Source organism: Peribacillus frigoritolerans, from assembly GCF_004358755.1.
In the GTDB taxonomy this organism is placed as follows: Bacteria; Bacillota; Bacilli; order Bacillales; family Bacillaceae; genus Bacillus_P.
This window is the reverse complement of the sequence record NZ_SMZY01000003.1, coordinates 68770-89389: the sequence shown is the minus strand read 5'-3', so window position 1 is coordinate 89389 and position 20620 is coordinate 68770. Positions and strand designations below refer to the sequence as shown.

21 protein-coding genes are annotated in these 20620 nt (G+C 37.9%); 18 read left to right on the top strand and 3 right to left on the bottom strand.

Annotation, left to right across the window (positions count from 1 at the left end; genetic code table 11):
• Positions 1–29: 29 nt before the first annotated feature.
• The 3 genes from E2R53_RS13930 (at position 30) to E2R53_RS13920 (ending at position 1696) form a co-directional block, all read left to right on the top strand.
• Complete coding sequence (locus E2R53_RS13930) at positions 30–344, top strand: hypothetical protein (protein ID WP_133312377.1); 315 nt, start codon at positions 30–32, stop codon at positions 342–344.
• Between the two features lie 257 nt (positions 345–601).
• Entirely contained in the window at positions 602–1048 is a 447-nt protein-coding gene (locus tag E2R53_RS13925; protein WP_206197393.1) for a DUF6376 family protein, read from the top strand.
• Between the two features lie 33 nt (positions 1049–1081).
• Positions 1082–1696 carry a protein kinase family protein gene (locus tag E2R53_RS13920; protein WP_133312375.1) on the top strand — a complete coding sequence of 205 codons (615 nt, stop codon included), beginning with the start codon at positions 1082–1084 and terminating at the stop codon, positions 1694–1696.
• Positions 1697–1763: 67 nt separating this feature from the next.
• On the opposite strand, the gene E2R53_RS13915 is transcribed toward E2R53_RS13920, so the two are convergent.
• Positions 1764–2615 carry a TetR/AcrR family transcriptional regulator gene (locus tag E2R53_RS13915; RefSeq protein ID WP_133312374.1) on the bottom strand — a complete coding sequence of 284 codons (852 nt, stop codon included), beginning with the start codon at positions 2613–2615 and terminating at the stop codon, positions 1764–1766.
• 220 nt (positions 2616–2835) lie between these two features.
• Here E2R53_RS13915 and E2R53_RS13910 point away from each other — a divergent pair, with 220 nt between their 5' ends.
• The 4 genes from E2R53_RS13910 to E2R53_RS13895 all read left to right on the top strand — a co-directional run bounded on the left by E2R53_RS13910 (position 2836) and on the right by E2R53_RS13895 (position 8619).
• A complete protein-coding gene (locus tag E2R53_RS13910) occupies positions 2836–6030 on the top strand; it encodes an efflux RND transporter permease subunit (RefSeq protein WP_133312373.1) in 3195 nt (1064 codons plus the stop codon).
• Between the two features lie 199 nt (positions 6031–6229).
• Positions 6230–6916 (top strand): MgtC/SapB family protein, encoded by a 687-nt coding sequence (locus E2R53_RS13905; RefSeq protein ID WP_133313060.1) that lies wholly within the window; start codon positions 6230–6232, stop codon positions 6914–6916.
• 75 nt (positions 6917–6991) lie between these two features.
• Positions 6992–7978, top strand: a complete 987-nt coding sequence (locus E2R53_RS13900) for a Gfo/Idh/MocA family protein (protein ID WP_133312372.1) — start codon at positions 6992–6994, stop codon at positions 7976–7978.
• Positions 7979–8253: 275 nt separating this feature from the next.
• A complete protein-coding gene (locus tag E2R53_RS13895; RefSeq protein WP_133312371.1) occupies positions 8254–8619 on the top strand; it encodes a winged helix-turn-helix transcriptional regulator in 366 nt (121 codons plus the stop codon).
• A gap of 349 nt (positions 8620–8968) precedes the next feature.
• On the opposite strand, the gene E2R53_RS13890 is transcribed toward E2R53_RS13895, so the two are convergent.
• Entirely contained in the window at positions 8969–10402 is a 1434-nt protein-coding gene (locus E2R53_RS13890) for an amino acid permease (protein ID WP_133312370.1), read from the bottom strand.
• A 451-nt stretch (positions 10403–10853) separates the two neighbouring features.
• Between E2R53_RS13890 and E2R53_RS13885 the strand changes: the two genes are divergently transcribed.
• Entirely contained in the window at positions 10854–11726 is an 873-nt protein-coding gene (locus tag E2R53_RS13885) for an AraC family transcriptional regulator (RefSeq protein ID WP_133312369.1), read from the top strand.
• A 206-nt stretch (positions 11727–11932) separates the two neighbouring features.
• Here the strand turns inward: E2R53_RS13885 and E2R53_RS13880 are convergent, their stop codons facing one another.
• Complete coding sequence (locus E2R53_RS13880; RefSeq protein ID WP_133312368.1) at positions 11933–12838, bottom strand: exonuclease domain-containing protein; 906 nt, start codon at positions 12836–12838, stop codon at positions 11933–11935.
• A gap of 117 nt (positions 12839–12955) precedes the next feature.
• Here E2R53_RS13880 and E2R53_RS13875 point away from each other — a divergent pair, with 117 nt between their 5' ends.
• The 10 genes from E2R53_RS13875 to E2R53_RS13830 all read left to right on the top strand — a co-directional run bounded on the left by E2R53_RS13875 (position 12956) and on the right by E2R53_RS13830 (position 20543).
• Positions 12956–13369, top strand: coding sequence for a BlaI/MecI/CopY family transcriptional regulator (locus E2R53_RS13875; RefSeq protein WP_133312367.1), 414 nt, complete (start codon positions 12956–12958; stop codon positions 13367–13369).
• A 1-nt stretch (position 13370) separates the two neighbouring features.
• Positions 13371–14222, top strand: coding sequence for a M56 family metallopeptidase (locus tag E2R53_RS13870; protein WP_133312366.1), 852 nt, complete (start codon positions 13371–13373; stop codon positions 14220–14222).
• Between the two features lie 60 nt (positions 14223–14282).
• Complete coding sequence (locus E2R53_RS13865) at positions 14283–14672, top strand: DoxX family protein (protein ID WP_165970989.1); 390 nt, start codon at positions 14283–14285, stop codon at positions 14670–14672.
• A 346-nt stretch (positions 14673–15018) separates the two neighbouring features.
• Positions 15019–15687 (top strand): hypothetical protein, encoded by a 669-nt coding sequence (locus E2R53_RS13860; protein WP_133312365.1) that lies wholly within the window; start codon positions 15019–15021, stop codon positions 15685–15687.
• Between the two features lie 245 nt (positions 15688–15932).
• Positions 15933–16313, top strand: coding sequence for a hypothetical protein (locus tag E2R53_RS13855; RefSeq protein WP_133312364.1), 381 nt, complete (start codon positions 15933–15935; stop codon positions 16311–16313).
• Positions 16314–17801: 1488 nt separating this feature from the next.
• Positions 17802–18554 (top strand): hypothetical protein, encoded by a 753-nt coding sequence (locus E2R53_RS13850; protein ID WP_286166205.1) that lies wholly within the window; start codon positions 17802–17804, stop codon positions 18552–18554.
• 21 nt (positions 18555–18575) lie between these two features.
• Positions 18576–18836, top strand: a complete 261-nt coding sequence (locus tag E2R53_RS13845; protein WP_133312363.1) for a hypothetical protein — start codon at positions 18576–18578, stop codon at positions 18834–18836.
• A 616-nt stretch (positions 18837–19452) separates the two neighbouring features.
• The gene (locus E2R53_RS13840; RefSeq protein ID WP_133312362.1) at positions 19453–19776 is read left to right on the top strand and encodes a hypothetical protein; all 324 of its coding nucleotides are present in this window, start codon (positions 19453–19455) and stop codon (positions 19774–19776) included.
• Positions 19777–19853: 77 nt separating this feature from the next.
• Positions 19854–20042 carry a hypothetical protein gene (locus tag E2R53_RS13835; protein ID WP_133312361.1) on the top strand — a complete coding sequence of 63 codons (189 nt, stop codon included), beginning with the start codon at positions 19854–19856 and terminating at the stop codon, positions 20040–20042.
• A gap of 93 nt (positions 20043–20135) precedes the next feature.
• On the top strand, positions 20136–20543 hold the full coding sequence (locus E2R53_RS13830) for an NUDIX hydrolase (RefSeq protein WP_133312360.1): 408 nt from the start codon (positions 20136–20138) through the stop codon (positions 20541–20543).
• Positions 20544–20620: the final 77 nt, after the last annotated feature.

The window sequence follows — 20620 nt, the reverse complement described above, 5'->3', positions numbered from 1 at the left end:
TATCTGCTTAATTGACGGGAGGAAAAAACATGACAGACATCATTTATTATGACTTTTGGTATTTAAAATCGGAAGAAATTAATCTTGACGGTTCTGATACGGGAGCTGTAGCATATGAAGTTGGCATTAATGTGTTTGCTGATGAAGAATTCGATCATCTATTGGATGATATCCGGATCTCAGGGTTGAATAAAGAAGAGATGCTGAGTTTTGACGTGTTAAACGCTGATCGCATATTTTCAAAGCTTGAGGAAGAGGGGCTGCACAGTGTCGTCCGTGATATCAAAACAGCCGGCTTTTATTTTGTAATGAACAAAAAAATTTCTATTAGCCAAGGAAAATAAAAAGCTCTAAAATTGACCTCGATGCTTGCCAGATTGTATAATAAAAGTAACTTAAATATTTCTTCCTTAAAGGGGAGTAGCTTTAACAGCAAAGTCGTCATTACGGGAATGTTCCCCGGCTTTGCCGGCAGCGATGCTGTTAGCGAGACCTTTGCCGATTATTTGGTGAAGTCTCTTTCGTAAAAAGACGTTATGACCAAGTAATTGGATCTGACGTCTTTTATTTTTTATAAAAATAAACCTAAAGGAGCTGTATGATGATGAAAATGTTTAAAGTATTGGCTGTTTTGTCATTAGTGTTTCTAAGCGGGTGTTCTTTACTTGAAGGTGTGAACTCTTCTCTTGAGTATGCAAATGATACAAAGGACTATATCAATGAGGCAAGTGCATTTGCTGAAGAGCTGCCGGCACTTGCTGAAGAGGCTGTAAATAATGAGGAAGCCAGAGCTGAGCTTGCGCAGAGTTTAAATGATATGAAAGAAGAAATAAATACATTTAAAGAAGCGGAAGCACCGGAGATTGCTCTGGATGCCCATAATCAGCTGGTCAGCTACAGCGAATCCCTTGAAAGCGGAATTGATTCTGCTTTGGAGCAAATTGAAAACGGAGATTGGAACATTCAGCTTCTTGAGGATTCTGAAATTGTCAAAACTGTATCAGATATGAAAGGGATCTTAGATCAAATTGAACAGCTTGGATCTTAATCAGCGATGTAAAGAGGAAAGGAGGTTCTCAGGATGAAAGGATATAAGCAATTTGCAGATAGCGTCAAAATTGGAGGGAAAGGGACCCGCGCCAAACTGCATGGCTATGACTCTTCTTTAGCCTTCATCGGAGCAGGCCGGAGCGCATTTGTTTTTAAGCTTCCGAATGAGAATAAAGCGTTAAAAGTGTACTTTCCTTCTTTTACTCATATTGCAAAGGAAGAAGCAGAAATATACAGAACCCTTCAGGGGATTGAGTATTATCCCAATCTTTATGAGGCGGGGGGGAACTTCTTGGTCATTGACTATATTGAAGGCAGCACTCTCTTTGATTGTGTCAGCATGGGAATATCCATCACAGATCAGCATATTGCGGAAATTGATAGAGCCCTTATGTACGCTAAAGAAAGAGGACTGAATCCGTCTGATATTCACCTTCGCAATATATTCATTAATGATCGGGGCGAGATCAAAATGATTGATGTTGCCCGGTTCCGCCAAACAAAAAATTGCACACAGTGGGACGATTTGAAAACGGCTTTTCATAAATATTACCGAAAGACCTACTTCCCTAAAAAAATTCCTGCTGCCATGATGAATTTTATAGCAGCCCTGTACAAGAAAAAGCTGATTCCATTTCCATCATAAAAAACGAGAGATTTCTGGTAAAAGAGATCTCTCGTTTTTTCTTGATAAATAAGAAAGTACGTTTTTTCTATAATAGTTTAATTTGATAATAAGCAGCTATGCTCTGCTGCAGCTCTGCTAAAGCAGAATCCTGATTTAAGTTCGCAAGCATCCCCTGTATGACTGGGATACGCGGTGAATCTTCCTTCATTTCTGCCTCAATCACCTCAAGTGTGACTTGAAGATCTCCTGATAGCTGATGTTTGATGTGTTCAATTTTCGCTAATAGTTCATCATGGCTTATTGCTGAACATAAAGAGAAGATGTTTTTCTCGCCTTCACCTGAAAGGATTGGTTTTTCTTGCGAGTTTTTCAGTCCTGCAGCAAGATCATCCACCCTGTTTAAAAGAAAAGCAGCAAGTTCATCAAAATCCAATTCCGCTTTTTCAAAGATAATGAATTTTAAATATGAATGAATCATTCCCTGAAGGATCGTGCTTACATCCCAGATATATTCTTCAATGGACTCTCCGTAAATAGATAGAAGCGCATTTTTAACAAAAAGGTTGGAATCTGCATTCATTTTTTGAATGAAAGCTGCCATTGAAGGATTATTGGGTATGGCGTTTTCTCTCATTTGCATAATGATGAAATCTTTATGTTTATTAATCTCACTCAGCTGGCAGGAAAGCTGTGCGATTAAAAGTGCCCGCGGTTCCAAATCTTTCTCTTTCACAGCCTCCATTTTTGAATGGATCAGTTCAAAATGGTATTTAAATGTTTCAAGCAGGAGAGCTTCCTTCGATTTAAAATAAAGGTAAAATGACCCTTTAGAAATTTCGCATTCGTTCGCAATATCCTGTATGGATGTCGAAGTAACCCCTTTTTTAGCAAAAAGGCTCATAGCCGCTTCGATAATACGCTTTTCTTTTTCCTTCATCGTGTAATCTCCTTATTTAACAGTAAAGATAGAATATAAACATGCATGGGTTGTGACTGGTGCATAACGTTCTTAATTGAATGTTTCTGACTGAATGTTCACATTTACAAATAATTCATGCTTAAAATGGTTATTTATAATTGACTGTAAACGACTGGTCATTTATATTATTAATTATTATGACCAGTCAGTCAATAAATATAAATTGCCGGAGGACAACATGAATCAAATCATTAATTTTGTTTTGAAAAACAAATATGCAGTTTGGCTTCTTACTATTATTGTGACCGTTGCAGGACTTTACTCAGGGTTGAATATGAAGCTTGAGACCATTCCGAACATCACAACACCAATCGTAACAGTCACAACTGTCTATCCTGGTGCTACACCGGAAGAAGTAGCAGAAAAAGTGACAGAGCCGATTGAACAGGCAGTCCAAAATTTAAATGGAGTGAACGTTGTCAGCTCGACATCCTTCCAAAATGCCTCATCCATTCAGATCGAATATGAATTTGAAAAAGATATGGATAAAGCAGTGGAAGAAGTGAAAAGCACTGTTTCAGATCTCTCATTGCCAGATGGAGTAAATGATTCAGATATTTCAAGACTCAGCATCAATGCCTTTCCAATTCTGGCTTTAAGTATATCAGATGATGAACAATCACTAAGTGATTTGACTGCGCTTGCCGAAGATGAAATTGTACCGGCAATAAAAGGACTGGAAGGTGTTTCTTCTGTTCAGGTTTCAGGCCAGCAAGTTGAAGAAGTCCAGTTTTCTTTTAAAGAAGAGAAGCTTGAGGAATACGGCTTAGATGAAGAAACCGTTCAAAATATGATTAAAGGCTCCGATGTTCAAATTCCTCTTGGATTATATACATTCGGGGAAAAAGAACAATCTGTTATTGTCGATGGAAACATCCTGACAATGGAAGATATAAAAAATATGGAGATTCCAATTATGCCGGCCGGAGGTGCTTCTGTACAAGGCCAAAGCGGTATGCCGGGACAGACGGCTCCGGGATCAGAGCAGACTCCAGCAGGATCAGCCGAGACTAAAGCGCCAGCAGCCGGACAGACACCGCCTGCTGCGCAGGACATAGAGCTTCCGACTGTAAAGCTGTCAGAGCTTGCTGATATTAAAACTGTAGGTGAAGCAGAATCGATTTCCAGAACTAACGGTGAAGAAGCAATAGGCCTTCAAATCGTTAAATCAGCAGATGCAAATACAGTTGATGTAGCAAATGCTGTTAAAGAAGAGCTTGATGGTTTTGAAAAAGAGTATGAGAACCTTAAGATCCTCTCTACGCTCGATCAGGCTGAACCAATTGAAGAATCCGTCAGCACAATGCTGAGCAAAGCATTATTTGGCGCTGTTTTCGCGATTATCATTATTCTCTTATTCTTAAGAGATATCAAATCAACCTTGATTTCAGTGGTTTCCATTCCATTATCTTTATTAATAGCTGTTCTTTTATTAAAGCAAATGGACATTACGCTTAATATTATGACACTCGGGGCCATGACGGTTGCCATTGGCCGTGTGGTTGATGATTCAATCGTTGTCATCGAAAATATTTACCGGAGAATGTCGCTGCAGGGCGAGAAGTTAAAAGGAATGAGCTTAGTACGGGAAGCTACAAAGGAAATGTTTGTTCCGATTATGTCTTCAACAATTGTAACAATAGCTGTCTTCCTGCCGCTGGCTCTTGTTAATGGCGTTATCGGAGAATTATTCCTTCCATTCGCATTAACAATCGTTTTTGCCTTGCTTGCTTCATTAGTTGTTGCCGTTACAATTGTGCCAATGCTCGCACATAGCCTGTTCAAAAAAGGCCTATACGGCGAAACAGCTAAAAAGCATGAAGAACACAAACCAGGCAAAATGACTGGTGCATACAGAAACATCTTAAATTGGTCACTGAACCATAAATGGATTACATCAGGTCTTGCAGTCCTGATGCTTGTCGGCAGCTTATTCCTTGTTCCGGTTATCGGCGTCAGCTTTTTGCCGTCAGAAGAACAGAAGCTAGTCTATGCAACTTACAAGCCTGCACCAGGTGAAACAAAAGATCAAGTTGAAGAAGTGGTTACAGAAGCAGAACAACTGTTAATGGACCGTAAAGATGTATCATTAGTGCAGTTCTCTTTAGGAAGCGAAAACCCTATGAGCCCAGGCGATTCAAACAGTGCCGTTTTCTTTATCGAGTATGAAGATGATACAGAGAATTTTGATAAGGAAAAAGAGAAAGTGATTGAAGATCTTCAAGCTGAGGCTGCAGAGGGAGAATGGGCTGCACAGGACTTCACTCAGAGCGCTGGCAGCAACGAAGTTCAATTCTTTGTTTATGGAAATCAAATAGAAGATATTGAGCCGGCTGTCGGAGAAATTGAAAAAATCATGAATGACAATGGAAGCTTTAAAAACGTAAGCTCAAGTCTTGCTGAGTCCTACGATGAATATACCCTTGTTGCGAATCAGGAAGAACTGAGCAAGCTCGGTTTAACCGCAGGCCAAATCGGCATGGAGCTTAGCCCGCAAAGAGAGCGTCCAGTTCTCACTCAAGTTGAAAAAGACGGAGAAGAACTAAACGTCTATCTTCAAACAGAGAAAGAAACGTATGAAAATGTAAATGATTTAACCGAAAAAACAATCACTTCACCGCTTGGCAAAGAAGTGAAAATCGGTGATGTCGTAACAGTTGAAGAAGGAAAAACTTCAGATACCGTAACACGTCGTGACGGCCGCATTTACGTACAAGTTTCCGGAGAACTGACAACCGATGATGTTGCCAAAGCATCTGCGGAAGTTCAAAAGAAAGTGGATGATCTAGACTTGCCGTCAGGTGTTGACATTGATACAGGCGGAGTAACAGAAGACATTCAGGAATCCTTTACACAGCTTGGCCTTGCTATGCTTGCAGCGATAGCCATTGTTTACCTTGTTCTTGTGATAACATTCGGAGGAGGACTTGCACCTTTTGCGATCTTGTTCTCTCTTCCGTTTACCGTGATCGGTGCATTGGCCGGATTATTGATTGCAGGTGAAACCATCAGTATTAACGCAATGATTGGTGCATTAATGCTGATCGGTATCGTTGTAACAAACGCGATTGTCCTGATTGACCGCGTTATTCACAAAGAGCGTGAAGGCCTGTCAACTAGAGACGCACTTCTTGAAGCAGGAACAACACGTCTTCGTCCAATCCTGATGACAGCAATTGCTACCATTGGAGCGCTCATCCCGCTTGCAATCGGAATTGAAGGCGGCAGCGGCATCATTTCAAAAGGCCTTGGAGTCACAGTAATCGGAGGTTTAACGAGCTCTACGCTGTTAACCCTCCTGATTGTGCCGATTGTTTACGAGATGATGAGCAAATTCAGACGAAAAAAAACGATAGCAGTTGAGGAAGAATAAGGCTCATTGAAAAAGCACCCTGTCGGGGTGCTTTTTCATTTGACTTCCCAGATGAGGGATTTAGCTAATGATGATTGACGTCGGCTGAAAATAGATCGACAAAATACACATATAAACAGCGCTTGCCGAATGGTATAATGATTGAAATAAAATTAGAGCAGACTATAGACAAAGAAAAGGGTGAGGGATCTTGGAGGATATTATTGTACATCAGCATACCATTATCAAATTGTTTTTATCCCTGCTGGTTGGAATTATTATCGGACTTGAGCGGGAAATTAAGAAAAAGCCGCTGGGTTTGAAAACCACGATTATCATTGCGGTAAGCTCCTGTCTGTTAACCGTGATTTCAATTGAAGCAGCTTATACATTTTCAAATGATTATAATCGTCCGATGGATCCGCTCAGACTTGCAGCACAAATCGTTTCTGGAGTCGGATTTTTGGGAGCGGGAGCGATTCTCCGCCGAAGCAATGATGTCATAAGCGGGCTTACTACCGCTGCGATGATTTGGGGAGCTGCGGGACTTGGAATTGCGATTGGAGCCGGATTTTATCAGGAAGCACTCATAGCCCTTATCTTCATGATCGGGTCAATCGAAATCATTGCTCCGTTAGTAAAGAAGCTTGGACCTAAGACGCTCAGACTTAAAGAATTGAAGGTAAAGCTCACTGTTCCTGTTAATGTGAATATATCGGATATCCTTCATGTGCTGCGCAAAAAAGATATGAAAATAAAATGGGTAAAGATTAAAGACATTACTGATCGTGAATTAAGAACGGTAGACTTGCTCCTGCTGATAAAAAATGACCGCTATACTTCAGACGTATATGAGGACATAAAAGAAGTACAAGGCATAGAGTCGGTTGAGGTTGAACTCATATAAGCAAGCGTCAGTGAAGACGTTTGCTTCATACATATGGTATTGTAATATCAAACAAGGTATATAGGAGGAACAAAATTGATACGTTTTGGAATTATTGGAACAAACTGGATCACAGACCGCTTATTAAATGCTGTCATGCAAATCGAGGATTTTTCGCTGACAGCCGTGTATTCAAGAACCAGCGAAAAAGCTGAAGAATTCGCTGCGAAATATGGTGTAGAGACTATATTTACAGATTTAGAAATGATGGCAAAAAGCGATGAAATTGATGCTGTATACATAGCCAGCCCCAACTCCCTGCACGCAGAGCAGGCCATTTTATTCATGAATCACAAGAAGCATGTGCTGTGTGAAAAGCCGCTTGCCTCAAATGTTAAAGAAATTTCTGAAATGATACAGGCTGCAAAAGAAAACCGCGTTCTGCTGATGGAAGCGATGAAATCAACGTTCTTGCCTAACTTCAGAAGCATTCAGGAAAACCTGCATAAAATTGGCACCGTACGTAGATATATTGCCAGCTACTGCCAATACTCATCTCGTTATGATGCCTATCGCTCAGGAACTGTGCTGAATGCATTCGATCCAACATTCTCAAACGGATCACTTATGGACATCGGAATCTATGCTCTATATCCTTCGATCGTTCTGTTTGGAAAACCTGAAACCATCAAAGCGAGCGGCTTGCTTTTAAGCTCGGGTGTTGATGGAGAGGGAAGCATTCTTCTTCAATATAAAGACAAAGACGCTGTGATGATGTATTCCAAGATCACAGACTCAGCTCTTCCATCTGAAATTCAAGGTGAAGATGGAACGATCATTATTGACCGGATCAGCACGATTGAAAAAGTAGAAATTCGCTACCGTGACGGCAGAACAGAAGATATTACAAAACCTCAAAAAGAAGACACGATGTATTATGAAATGAAGGAATTCATCGATTTAATCCAAAATGATCTTTATGAATCAACAATCAATACCTATGAAAATTCAATAAAAGTAATGGAAGTTATGGATGAAGCGAGAAAACAAATCGGCGTCGTTTATCCGGCTGATCAAAAATAGGAGCTGTCCGATCAATCTCTAATATGAAGCATAAAAAAGATGAATGGTGTCAGTCGCAGCAGTCCTACTACTTTTAACGGTTCGAAGCTTAAATAGTGGCGTCATTCACCTTAGTACCACCACCTTTAACGGGGGACAAGGTCCAAAAAGAAAGGGCTGTCCAATAAGTCAGTAAAAAATGACTTTATGGACAGTCCCTATCTATGCTTTGAGGAAATCCTTCATAAGTGGCTATAATAAAATAAATACCCCGTTAACTAAGGAGGAACATGGCAATGGCAGAAACAAAGCGGTATAACATTCCGGTAGAAGCAGCTCTCGAAGTGATAGGCGGAAAGTGGAAATGTGTAATTCTTTGTCACTTAATGCGGGGGAAAAAACGCACAGGCGAGCTGAAAAGGCTGATGCCGGGCATCACCCAAAAAATGCTGACACAGCAGCTGAGGGAGCTCGAAGAAGATGGAATCATCAACCGCATCACCTACAATCAAGTTCCTCCAAAAGTGGAATATGAACTAAGCGAGTATGGATGGAGCGTTACAGCAATTCTTGAGTCCTTATCTGCCTGGGGACTTCAGCATATTGAAAAAGTGTACGGAGATAAATCAGCTGTACTTGAGGATAACATTTTGAATATCTAGCGGGGGGAAGTGCAAGGGAACCATTTTTTCTTAAGGCTATTTTCTCATAGATTGTTGTTTTGGATTAAACATGTTGTCCGTTACTTTCCATCGTTCGGCTGGGAGCCTCCCCAGTCTGCCTGCTGGTTGCATGAGGACAAAAATCCAGAATGTAGGCTGTAAAATGGAATCAATCATTGCCCTCTGTTTCCCGCAGAGGGCTTTAACAGAGGGACGAATGGATACAAAGTACAATCCCATTGAATTCAAAAGACTCGTCAATCGACGAGTCTTTTTGTATTTGCTTTTTTTGCTAATTGTGATACTCCTAAGAACGTACTCTATTATTGATCCTTTTTCTTTTTACCTGCTATATGATTTTTTCTCTTTCCGCTTCCATTAAATCCTGATCTTGGAAGAAGCCCTTCTTCTTCATCTTGTCCTTCGCTGAAAAACGATAATATAAAGCACATCCGATCAGAAAAGGTATTCCGCAGTAAAGGGCCATTCTTTGGTCTGGAATAAAAGCAAGACTCACCATCACCAGTACATTGGCAGATAGCGCAGCCAGAGGAACAATTGGATAAAATGGCGTTCTGAACTTAAGATCACTGATTTTTCCGCCGTTATTCAAAAATTGTTTTCTGCCTAAGTAGTTGGAAAGAGCGATGGATGCCCATACAAACACTGCTCCAAAACCGGCGATAGACAGCAGCCATAAGTATACCGTGTCTTCGGCAAAAAAACCGCATAATAGGCACAAGCAGCCTACGACCATGCTTGCAATAAGAGCGTTGATTGGTACTCCGCTTTTATTCAGCTTCCCGAATCTTTCATGAATCATTCCCTGTCTGGACATTGACCAGAGCATACGGGATGTAGCGTATAATCCAGAGTTTGCTACTGATAGTACAGCAGTGATAATAACAAAGTTCATAATGTCAGCCGCATATGGAATCCCAATGTTATCAAATACAACCACAAACGGACTTTCCACAAGTCCTGCTTCTTTCCAAGGAAACAGTCCGGCCAATACAAAAACAGAGAGAACAAAGAAAATAAGAATGCGCCAAGCTGTATTATTGATGGCTTTTGGAATTGTTTTTTCAGGATTCTCACTCTCTCCAGCTGCAACTCCAACGAGTTCCGTTCCCTGAAAAGAAAAATTCACGCCAATCATCGTAATTAAAATTGCCGCTATTCCGTGCGGAAACAATCCGCCGTGCTCCGTATAATTGCTTAAAAATGGTGCAGGCTCCCCGCCGCCCATTTCAAGAAATCCAAACATGGCAGCTCCGCCTAAAAGAATAAAGGCTAACACAGTAATTACCTTGATGCTTGCAAACCAAAACTCAACTTCTGCAAAGCTTTTTGTAGACAAGGCATTGATGCAAAAAAGCAAAATGGCGAATACGATGCACCAAATCCACGGAGAAACGTCCGGAAACCAGCGCTTCATCAAAATACTGACTGTAAGCAGTTCAAGTCCAATTGTGACGGACCAATTCAGCCATGACATCCAGCCAACCACATAGCCGGCTCCAGGTGATATAAACTTCGTTGCGTAAGTTTGATAGGACCCTGCGTGAGGGTTTGCAACGGTCAGTTCACCGAGGCAAAGCATGGTCAAATACATGACAAATCCGCCAATCAAGTAGGCCAGAATGGCTCCCCCGGGCCCCGCCTCGCCAATGGTATACCCAGTGCTCAGGAATAGTCCTGTACCAATTACACCGCCAAGTGCAATCATCAAAATATGCCTTTCTTTTAATTCCTTTTTCAATTCCTGATTCTGATTTAACATGAAGGCCTCCTTGTAAGTAAGCGTTTACAATATTATAAAATCTCCACTATTTTATCACTATTTAGTATTATATGAAAATTAATTTTTTTATAAAAATACTGCTTTTTTAAAACAATAAGCCTTTAAGTCTATGAAATGGGGATTATTAGAAATGTATATTGTTAAAGTATTAGTGTTTTTACAGGGAGAAGACTATTTTAGAATAATTATACAAGAAAAAGTATAAATTGCAGGTGAATTCACAGGACAGCTGTCATGCTTTGTCATGAAAGATAGTATTGAGTAAATTGCTTTGTTTTGAAATAATTGGCGGTAACAAAGGAGTTTACCTTGTGGACCATACAGCAAATTGGTTTGAAGGTTCTAACATATACACCCCGCATAAGTGTGCATAAAATGTCGGGCAGCTGCATTTGCCGCCTGATATTGTATAGATAAAGGAGGTCATGGCATGGATTTGATAAGGAATATGAATGAAGCGATTCATTACATCGAAGAAAACCTTACGGACGTAATTGACTATAAAGAAGTCGCAAGGCTGGCATTATGCTCTGACTATCATTTTAAAAGGATGTTTTCTTTTCTGGCAGGCATTTCACTGTCAGAATACATCCGCCGCAGACGACTTACACTTGCAGCATTTGAGCTTAAAGACGGCAGAGAAAAGATCATAGATATTGCCGTGAAATACGGATACAGCTCACCGGATTCGTTTGCAAGAGCTTTTCAAAATCTGCATGGAATCACACCTTCAGAAGCAAGAAACAACGGCCAATCACTGAAAGCTTATCCACGGATGACCTTTCAGTTATCAATAAAAGGAGGAAGTGAAATGAACTACCGAATAGAAGAAAAAGAGGCATTTTGCATTGTAGGCATAAAGAAAAGAGTTCAAATTCAATTTAATGGGGTTAACCAGGAGATTGCCTCTATGTGGAAAAGTTTAGATAATGAAACAATTAGTATTCTAAAAGCCCTTTCCAATGTGAAGCCTATGGGGCTAATCAGTGCATCCACCAACTTTTCTGAAGGAAGAATGGAGGGCAAAGGGAAGCTTGATCACTATATTGGTGCAGCCACAACAAAAGAATGTCCGGATAACCTGACACAGCTTGAGGTTCCTGCTTTAACATGGGCTGTATTCGAAGCAATCGGGCCATTTCCTGATAAGCTGCAGGAAGTATGGGGACGAATTTATTCCGAATGGTTTCCTTCCTCAAATTATGAACAACTGGAAGGTCCGGAAATCCTGTGGAATGAGAATAAAGATACAGCTTCACCAGCGTTTAAAAGTGAAATATGGATACCTGTATTGAAAAATTGATGCTTTTTGGATAGTGTAAGAATGAAGTTTTTACCTCTGATCTAATAGGTAAAGCTCTCATACACGCTCGCTTCTTTTTCATTATCGAAGGGCTTCTGGAAATAAATGATACATTGCTAAAATAGAACACTGCATTTACATGGATGAATCTTCCTGTAAACCATTCATCAATTTGCAAACAAAAAAGAACAGCTGCACGCTGTTCTTTACCGGTTAAACGAAGGCTCTTTTTTCTTCGCCAGTTTTTCAATCATAATCTCTACCCTGCAGCCGTGTTCTCCTTTTTCATTCACAAGCTTTTCGATAACCATCGCTTTGAGCTGAAAAGATTCTTTTAAATAGCCAGTCAGCTTTTTGCTTTGGGCAGCACCGATGAAGCCGAGATAGTTGCGGTCCGCTGTATATACATGAAACCGATCTGTCTGCTCTTCTTTTTTGAGCAGCAGTGTTTCGTTTTGATTAATATGAGGCAGATAGGTCTGCGGACTCGTTCCATCTGCACTTTTCTGTTTTACACCCGAAAGCGAACATTTAATGGACTTTGCCTTTGGTGCAGAAGAAGGTTCTGTTAAAGCGACCTGCAAATAAGATTTGCCTTCGTAATTCGAGCTTTTCAGCAGCAGATGCAGCTGCTTCACATCATCTAAAGCACGGTGAGTCTGGACGGCAGCCAGCTTGTGACTATGTAATAGGCTGATTAACTTGGCACTTTGATATCCGTATTTTTTCCACGGTATATTTCGGGCAGAGCAGTACCATTTCTTTGAATGCAGCTCTGGGTACATTTTGGCGGTGAAGCTTCTGTCAAAAGACGCATTATGAGCAATAATAAAATCAGCCCTCTGAATCGCTGACTTTACCTTTGTATCATCAAATGATCTGCCCTTAACATCTTCAAAAGGAATTGAATGGATTCGAAAGGCAAATTCATAATTTTTTCTGGCTGAAAGAGACAGAGGCTCTCTTAAGTAAGAATGCTCTTCAAGCGTTTCCAAAAAGACATCTGTATCTGTATCATAACGGAACAGCAGGAAACCAATTTCAATCATTTCGTCATGAACGGGCGAGAGGCCTGTTGTTTCCACATCAAGAATCATACCGGTAAGAATCATGTACGTTTTCCCCCTTTCTACTAATCTACCATCTATTATGAGATTGAAACAACTTTAAGAATCATTTGACTCGGGAGTATTTGCACATTACAATGTGTAGTGTGAGGTGTTGTTATTGTGAAAATCCAGCATTTTAAATTCAATGAAAAAGGGTTAAATCGATTTTTTGGACCATTAGAAGCTAAGATTATGAATATCCTTTGGAGTTCATCTGAGCTGTCGATCAAAGATGTTCAGCAGAGGCTTGAAAAAGAGAAAAAAATGAGCTTTAACACCGTGATGACTGTCATGAACCGGCTTGTCGAAAAGGATGTTCTGACGAAACGCTCTGAGGGAAGAGGATCATTATACCGCCCAGTCCTGACGAAGGAAGAGTTTCTTGAGGCACAATCCAAAGAGCTTACAAACGGACTGATTGACGAGTTTGGACACATTGTCGTGAGTCATATGATAGACAGCATAGAAGAAGCAGATGAAAACTTGATTGCAAAGCTTGAGCAAAAAATAAAAGAAATGAAAAAGGAAAAATAGAATGTGGGAAAAAAGATCAAAACAAGTATTTTTAGCTTGTGTGTCCGTCTCAATGGTCCTGCTTATTCAGATGACAATTTATCTTTTTCGCAAATTGCTTGGCCTTCCGATTGAGTTTAACCTGATTCAATTGTGCAGCACAGCTCTTCAATCCCTGGGGTTTACGTCGCTTGAGTATTTACTGGAAGTGATTATTTATGCGACCGTCTCCATGACAGTCTACAAGATTGTGAAACAGCTTTATCTTTCTCATACTATTCATAAAAAAATGGCTAAAAGGATGAACGCAGCTTTAACGGCTCAATACAATCGGCAATTCTCATTGCCAAAAGAGACCATCCAGGTGATAGACGAGGATGCTGTTCTTTCTTTGACGATGGGGTTTTTTCGTCCGAAAATCATTCTCTCTGCCGGACTTTTGAATTTGCTCGATGAAGGAGAAAGACAGGCCGTTGTTTTTCATGAAATTTATCATCAAAAAAATAGGGATCCTCTGAAGCTGTTTATTTTATCCGTGTGCTCATCGGTGATGTGGTATATTCCAATTCTCAGCTGGTTTTACCAAAAATACAGAACCATCCGGGAAGTGCTGGCAGATCATTATGCCATCAGCAGCCTGCAGTCTTCGGCAGATTTAGGAAGTGCGCTGCTCAAAATCTTGAAAACAAATCAAAAAAAGAAGCTATTATCATTCTCGTATGCCCCATTTGCTGACACGGCAATAAATCTCAGAATCCAAAAAATTCTTGATCCATTCGCAGAGACGCCATTCGATTTTCCGCTAAAAAAAGCCGCGGTCTCTATGCTGGTTTTCTTAATGCTGCTCTCGATGTTTTTGATTGAGCTGTCCTAAAAATTTTAAGGATTAACACTACGTCATGTAGTATAAAATAATAAAGGAGTGTTTTTACAAATGAAAATGAATGCAGAACTTGGCGGACTGATTGTCCGCATCGCTTTAGGATTTATTTTTTTCGTGCACGGGTTAGCGAAATTTCAGGGAGGAATAGAACATACAGCAGGATTTTTCGACAGTATAGGAATTCCTGGTTTTCTTGCTTATCCTATAGCCGTAATAGAGGCTGCGGGAGGAATCCTCTTAATACTTGGTCTTGGCACCAGGATTGTTGCTGCTCTTTTAGGGCTTATTATGCTCGGAGCCATCTTTACAGCTAAACTTGGCAGTGAATTTATCGGCGGATACGAATTGGATGCGGCCCTGCTGGCAATGTCAGCCTTTCTTGTTTTGAGCGGCAGTAAATTTCTTTCGATGGAGCAGCTCATGTTTAAAAATAAAGACTAAAAAAAAGACGTGCTGCATAACGGGTTCTGTTTTCGAGTACAAAACTAAAAATTACACATCAAAAGGAGTGCCAAATCGTATTGATTTTGTAACTCCTTTTTTCTTGATTTACCGGCGTTTTTGCCGATAAATCTTCATAATTTGTAATACAAAATGTACCCTATAATGTAGTTGACAGAACTTTCTGTTCCTCAAAATTTGTGATGCGATTTCTTATACACTTTAAGGCACACAAAAAAAGAAACTGAGAGCAGTATATATGATAAACTGGAAATATTAGTTATTCCATTAAAGGGCAGGATTGTGGAATAAGACCCCGTTTTGAGTTACTAGGAGGATGGAAGTTATGAATATATTTATAATTATGTATCTTGTAGGGTTATTAACAGGGATTGGATTTTATGCACTCACACATTTTTTCTCGAAAGAAATGAATTATAAAAAGAGAATATCAATCGTGGCTATTATCGGGATGCTAGCAGCTGTTGGAAGCTCTGTAATGAGTGGTTTTAAAGGGATGCCATTTATATTATTGAGTATAGGGATATTTACAATTCCTGTTTTAATAATAGTATTAGGTAAAAAACCTTTATCGAGAAAATTTATTTTTACCATTATTGTTTTATTTGTCGCTGGTGCTTTTACTTTTTCCGCTTTAAATAAAACTGATTATTGGATAATAAAGAAAACAAACAGAGATGCAGCAGCTGGAGATGAAATTGATGCATATTTAAACGAAGTTCAAAATAATTCAGATATTAGAGGCTATAAGATTTTTAATATAAATGAAGATGATAAAGCGATCATTCTTTCTCTTGGTGAAGAAATGTCAGGAGATAACATAGAAGTTTTAGATGTGGATGAGATTAATGGAAAGACAGTAATATATGTGAGAAGTTTCTACAATAAATCGCCTGAAAAAAATCCAACGATTGTTATTGGATTGGATCGATTAAAGTCTGAAATCGAAATTAGAGATACAGATGGGACACTATATGAAAAAACAATAAAATAAGCTAATGACTGCCTTGACGTACTCGTTAGCGTGTGGTGTTTCTATGGTGCAAAAAAGTAAAATAGGACAATATTTATTAATATGATATATTCAACAATCGGGGGCGATTGATTAACAAAGTGTCGCCTCTTCTTATTGAAGTAAAGGGCAGGTTAGATGGAAAAGGAATTAGTTACCAATACCCTGAATTCTGATATTTTGAGATAATCAAAAGGTATCTAGACTTGTCAGGTAAGGGGTAAAAGATGAAGAAATATATTTCGTTAAACTTAATTTTGTTTATTGTATTTTTGGCAGGAACCATACTTACGATATTTATATTATATAAGGAGATTGATACTTCGCTATCTCTTAAATTTATTATAGGATATATAATTTATCTTCTTCTATATGGTTTGTTCTCCCTCTTTTTAGTTATTGCGAATACAAGTAAGTTAAATTGCATTCAAATAAGAAAAAGGTTTTTTACGTTTATTATTTGGTTTATTTCTTTAAGTGCTTTGCACTATCTTCTTTATTATTTTTTTAGACGTTCAGAAATGGATGTTTGGGATTTAGGTATTCCCTTGGGTGTATCATTTGGATTGGCATTTTCTGATTTAATGTCTTGGAAAAAAAAAGAATAAAGCATTGAAGTTTTGCTAAGGATTAATGCCTTTTTTTCTTTCACTATCGGGGTGCGTTAGTTCAAGAAGAATTGTGAGTTGAGCAATTTTAGGAATGAGGCCATATTGTAGTTATTCCATTAAAGGGGGCTTTTCTTGAACAAAAGGGGAGAATATTGACTTGAATATTTTGAATTACTCGCCATTTTCACGGTATTTTACGCTATTAGGTATTTTATGGATTCGAACTATAAGGCGCGAAAAAATGGGTAGTTCTTGATATAATTCTTATTTCAATATTAGCTTATATAGTTCAGTGGATAATAAATTTCTTACTCAATTAAAGGGGCTTTAATGTAATAAGGGAACTCCTGAAAATTAGGAGCTCCCTTTTGTCTTTTTGAAACTAACATTAGTTCCAATCTTTTAAACAAGGGTAAAATACCCTTTGGTTAAGTAACCTTAGACCTTCATCTGTTAGAAAAAATATTACTGAACATATGAAAGCAAATATATAAAAATCTTTACTGATTATATAGAACAACAATCCTCCCGACAAATGAATCAAACCTGAAGCAAATGCCCTCAAGGAATTCGATGTAATCTTTTTAGTCAGAAATTCTGCTGTTATTGAAATTGGGAATCCGTAAGCAAAGCATCCGATTGTACTTATATAAAAGATAATATTAAACCATAAAAAATTGTCCATATTCAATTCGAAGAAAGTAAATCCTCCAGTCAACAAAAAGCTTGTAAATAAGAAAGATGCAATGAAGACCGCTAACCACTTTCTAAAAATATAAGTATATTTAATCAACTACAACACCCTTTCAAATTGAACATATATACATTTTACCTTATAATTCAAAAAAATGGATATCTATAATTGAATAAGGTGGCCTTCTTCAATTATAGGGGGCGAATGTTTAACAAAGTGTCGTTTCTTCTTATTGAAGTAAAGGGCAGCATTCCTGTAATGGTGCATAACTTTCTCTTATCTCTCAGTTCGTAAAAGTATAACTTTTTCGAACGATTTTTGTTGAATGATAATAAAGATGAATAACTTTAATTGCTAGTCAAGTTATTCAATTACTTTGATATTTACATTATCTACTTTAACGGGCAGATGGGGTTCCGGTATCTTTTCACGGAAAACATACGCTAAGATTTTGTTCAGAAAACCGTCATTATTGGAACATTCCTTTTATTTAAAGGCTTTCAACCTTAACGAACAATTTTATCCGTTTTGCTGTCTGTATCCCTAACAATACTCAACGGCTTCTTCAGTACATCCACTTAAAAACTTCTTTTGATTTACTAACTAAATTTTTTTCATAAAAAATAGTAATTTTTGAAACTATTAGAAAATACCGACGTCTTTATTATATCTATGACTAATTTAATAGGCTCAAAGAAAGAGGAGGATTGAAAACAACAAAGTTTATTACTTTTTGAGTCTATAGTTGTATGCTATAAATATATACGAAAGTAGGAGAGCTTATTAAAACGTTGAAATTGTTTCTAGCTGCATTAACTGTAATTACTATGTATATCTTTACACCTGCAAATGTAAGTTTTGCAGATGAAAGAGAAATTGATGAAGATTTAATTGAAATAGGTGAATTTGTAGATAATCCTGTTGACGATTCTAATTTAATTGAAGGTATCGATTACGATATCGAAACTACAACAATATATTTCGATGATATTGATGATAACAATACTCAAAGCACGATCGATTACTTGAATAGTCTCAGAGATACACCAACAACACCGGTAAAACCAATACTAACTGTCACAGATCAAACAAATGATAATCTTATAACACCATCTATGGTAGTTATGCCTGGGCCAAAACATAAAACAACTGATGTTAAATATATTAAAGAGACTGTTGGAACGAAAACTTTATGGAAAACGAGTGGACAACCTGGAATCACAATTGGTTTGAATTTCACGAAAATGACAACAGCAACAGTTTCAAAAACATACGGGGCATCTTTTAGTGATCTTTCTGCTAATATTAATTTTACGATTGGGAAAACTTATTCAGTTTCTTCTACAGGAACTTATACAGTACCTAAAACTCATAAAGGAAAAGCTGTTTCTAAAGCAGAAGTTACAGGTCACCCAATTTACAAAAAGTACACAATGAAAGTTCACGAAAAAAATAATATTTTATACCGTTATGATTATAAAGGTATAGCTTATGCTTACAAACCAATCGGTATTGATATACAATATAAGCATTATTACAAATAAAACAAAATAGGTGGTTTCATTATGAATAATGCTTATACTACAGTAAAAAATCTAGTCATTTACAATGCAATTTCTTTGAGTCTTATCTTAATAATCCTATTATCCTCCTCTTCAATTGGTAATTATTTATTAAATTCCAAAGTTGAATTTTTAAATGAAGATGCAGCTTATTGGATTGCACAATCCATTGAAGTTGATACAGTCCATAGTTTCTGTCTATTAATTGGATTATTAAATATTAGCTTAATTGCAGTTTCAGTTAATCACATCTTAAAAAAATAATCTTACTGATTAAGGCTGCCATAATGGTAGCCTTTTTACCTTTATAGCAGATATTATTTTTCATTTTTATATTCTGAATATCTACAGATTCCAGAGGTAACACATCTAATGTAAATCAACAAGGATATAGTCATTTAGCCCATTTCAAGTTGACAATGTTGAGAAGGTTCTAGCAAAGTTAGGAGTCTGTGTAGCAATGGTGGAACCAAAAGACGCAATAAGCATTAGCGGACATTGACATTCAAAATGACTTTGAAATGACCAAAAAGTGTAAAATTACCCCTTTCCATTAAAATTTCTCGCCATAATCTAAGAGGTTGGGAACTACTGATGTCCACTAAGTACTATTAGGGTTCAGGTATCTTTTTGCGGAAAACAAACTCTAAGTTTTTGTTCGGAAAACCGTGAGTTTCTAAACACCTTATCACTAAAGGGTTTATGGTGATTTTTCTTCCTTTTTATAGTCCATACTGGTATTCAACTAAAGGGCGCTTATCTGTAATAAGTTAAGTGTCCTTTTTAATGGAATAAAAGATTGAGTTAATCATCTGATTTTGAAATAATTGGTATTAAGCAATCGGGCAGGATTGTGGAATAAGAAATTTTGGAGGTGTTTATGCCTACATACGATTCATTTGAAACCTTAGGAACATTCACGTTATTAAGGCCTATCTTTGTCACGTTTATTATTACGGCTTTGCTTATGTTTTTGATCATCATTTTTCCTAAAATAAGGCTGGCTAATGGTCCAACTGTGGTGGGATTATCAATAGTAACGGTAATTGCATCTGCACAATTGCTTTACTACGACGGAATAATTGTAGATGAACTTGGTTTAGGAGGAGATGTAGTTACTACCTATATGTTCTTGGTAATTTTAATCCTCGGATTTGTTAACCCAATCACCTTTTATATACGACGTAAAAACCTAACGCATTAATCTTCTGTAAAGGGGGCTTATCTGGAACAACAAATATTATCGTTTAGAAAATTCTACGGGCCAAAAAGGAGTTTTCAATGGAAACGTTTAAAATGAAATTAAATATACCTCAAGCAATTCTTATGGGCTTTTTTGCTGCCACTGTGATTACTATCTCAAATTCTTACATAGACTGGGACAACAGAATATATGCTGGAATCTTTGCTGGATTGACTATTATTGTATGCGGAATTCTAGCCAATTTTATTATCAGGGATAAGGACTAACCCTTACCCTTATTAAACAATCGGGGGCAATTGCTGCATAGTGTGATCGCTCTTTTAATTGAGGAATAGGCTTTTGATAATGTGGAGGCAGCTATGAGAGATAGAAGCTCACTAGTATTAATAGAAAATAAACAGGTTGTACTAATTCAAAGAATAAGGGATGGTTCCGTTTATTATGTTTTTCCTGGCGGTGGAATGGAAAATGGAGAAACACCAGAAGCTGCTGCCAAAAGGGAAGCCTTTGAAGAATTAGGAGTAGAAGTCAAAGTTAACGAGTGCATTTCAGAAGTTAAATTTAACGGAACACAATATTTTTTCCTTTCTCAAATTATTGCTGGAACATTTGGTACTGGGAAAGGTGAAGAATACACTGACGAAAATAGAGATAGAGAAACTTATTTGCCAATGTGGGTAGATATAGAAAGTTTATCGTCTATTGATGTTAGACCGAATGAAGTTGCTTTAAAGGTGCAATCCTTATTCAACTATAGGGGGCTTTAATTCAAGAAGAGTGGATGCTCTTCTTGTTGAATTTTATTACTTTAACAGGCAGGAATATAGAATAATACTAATAGTTA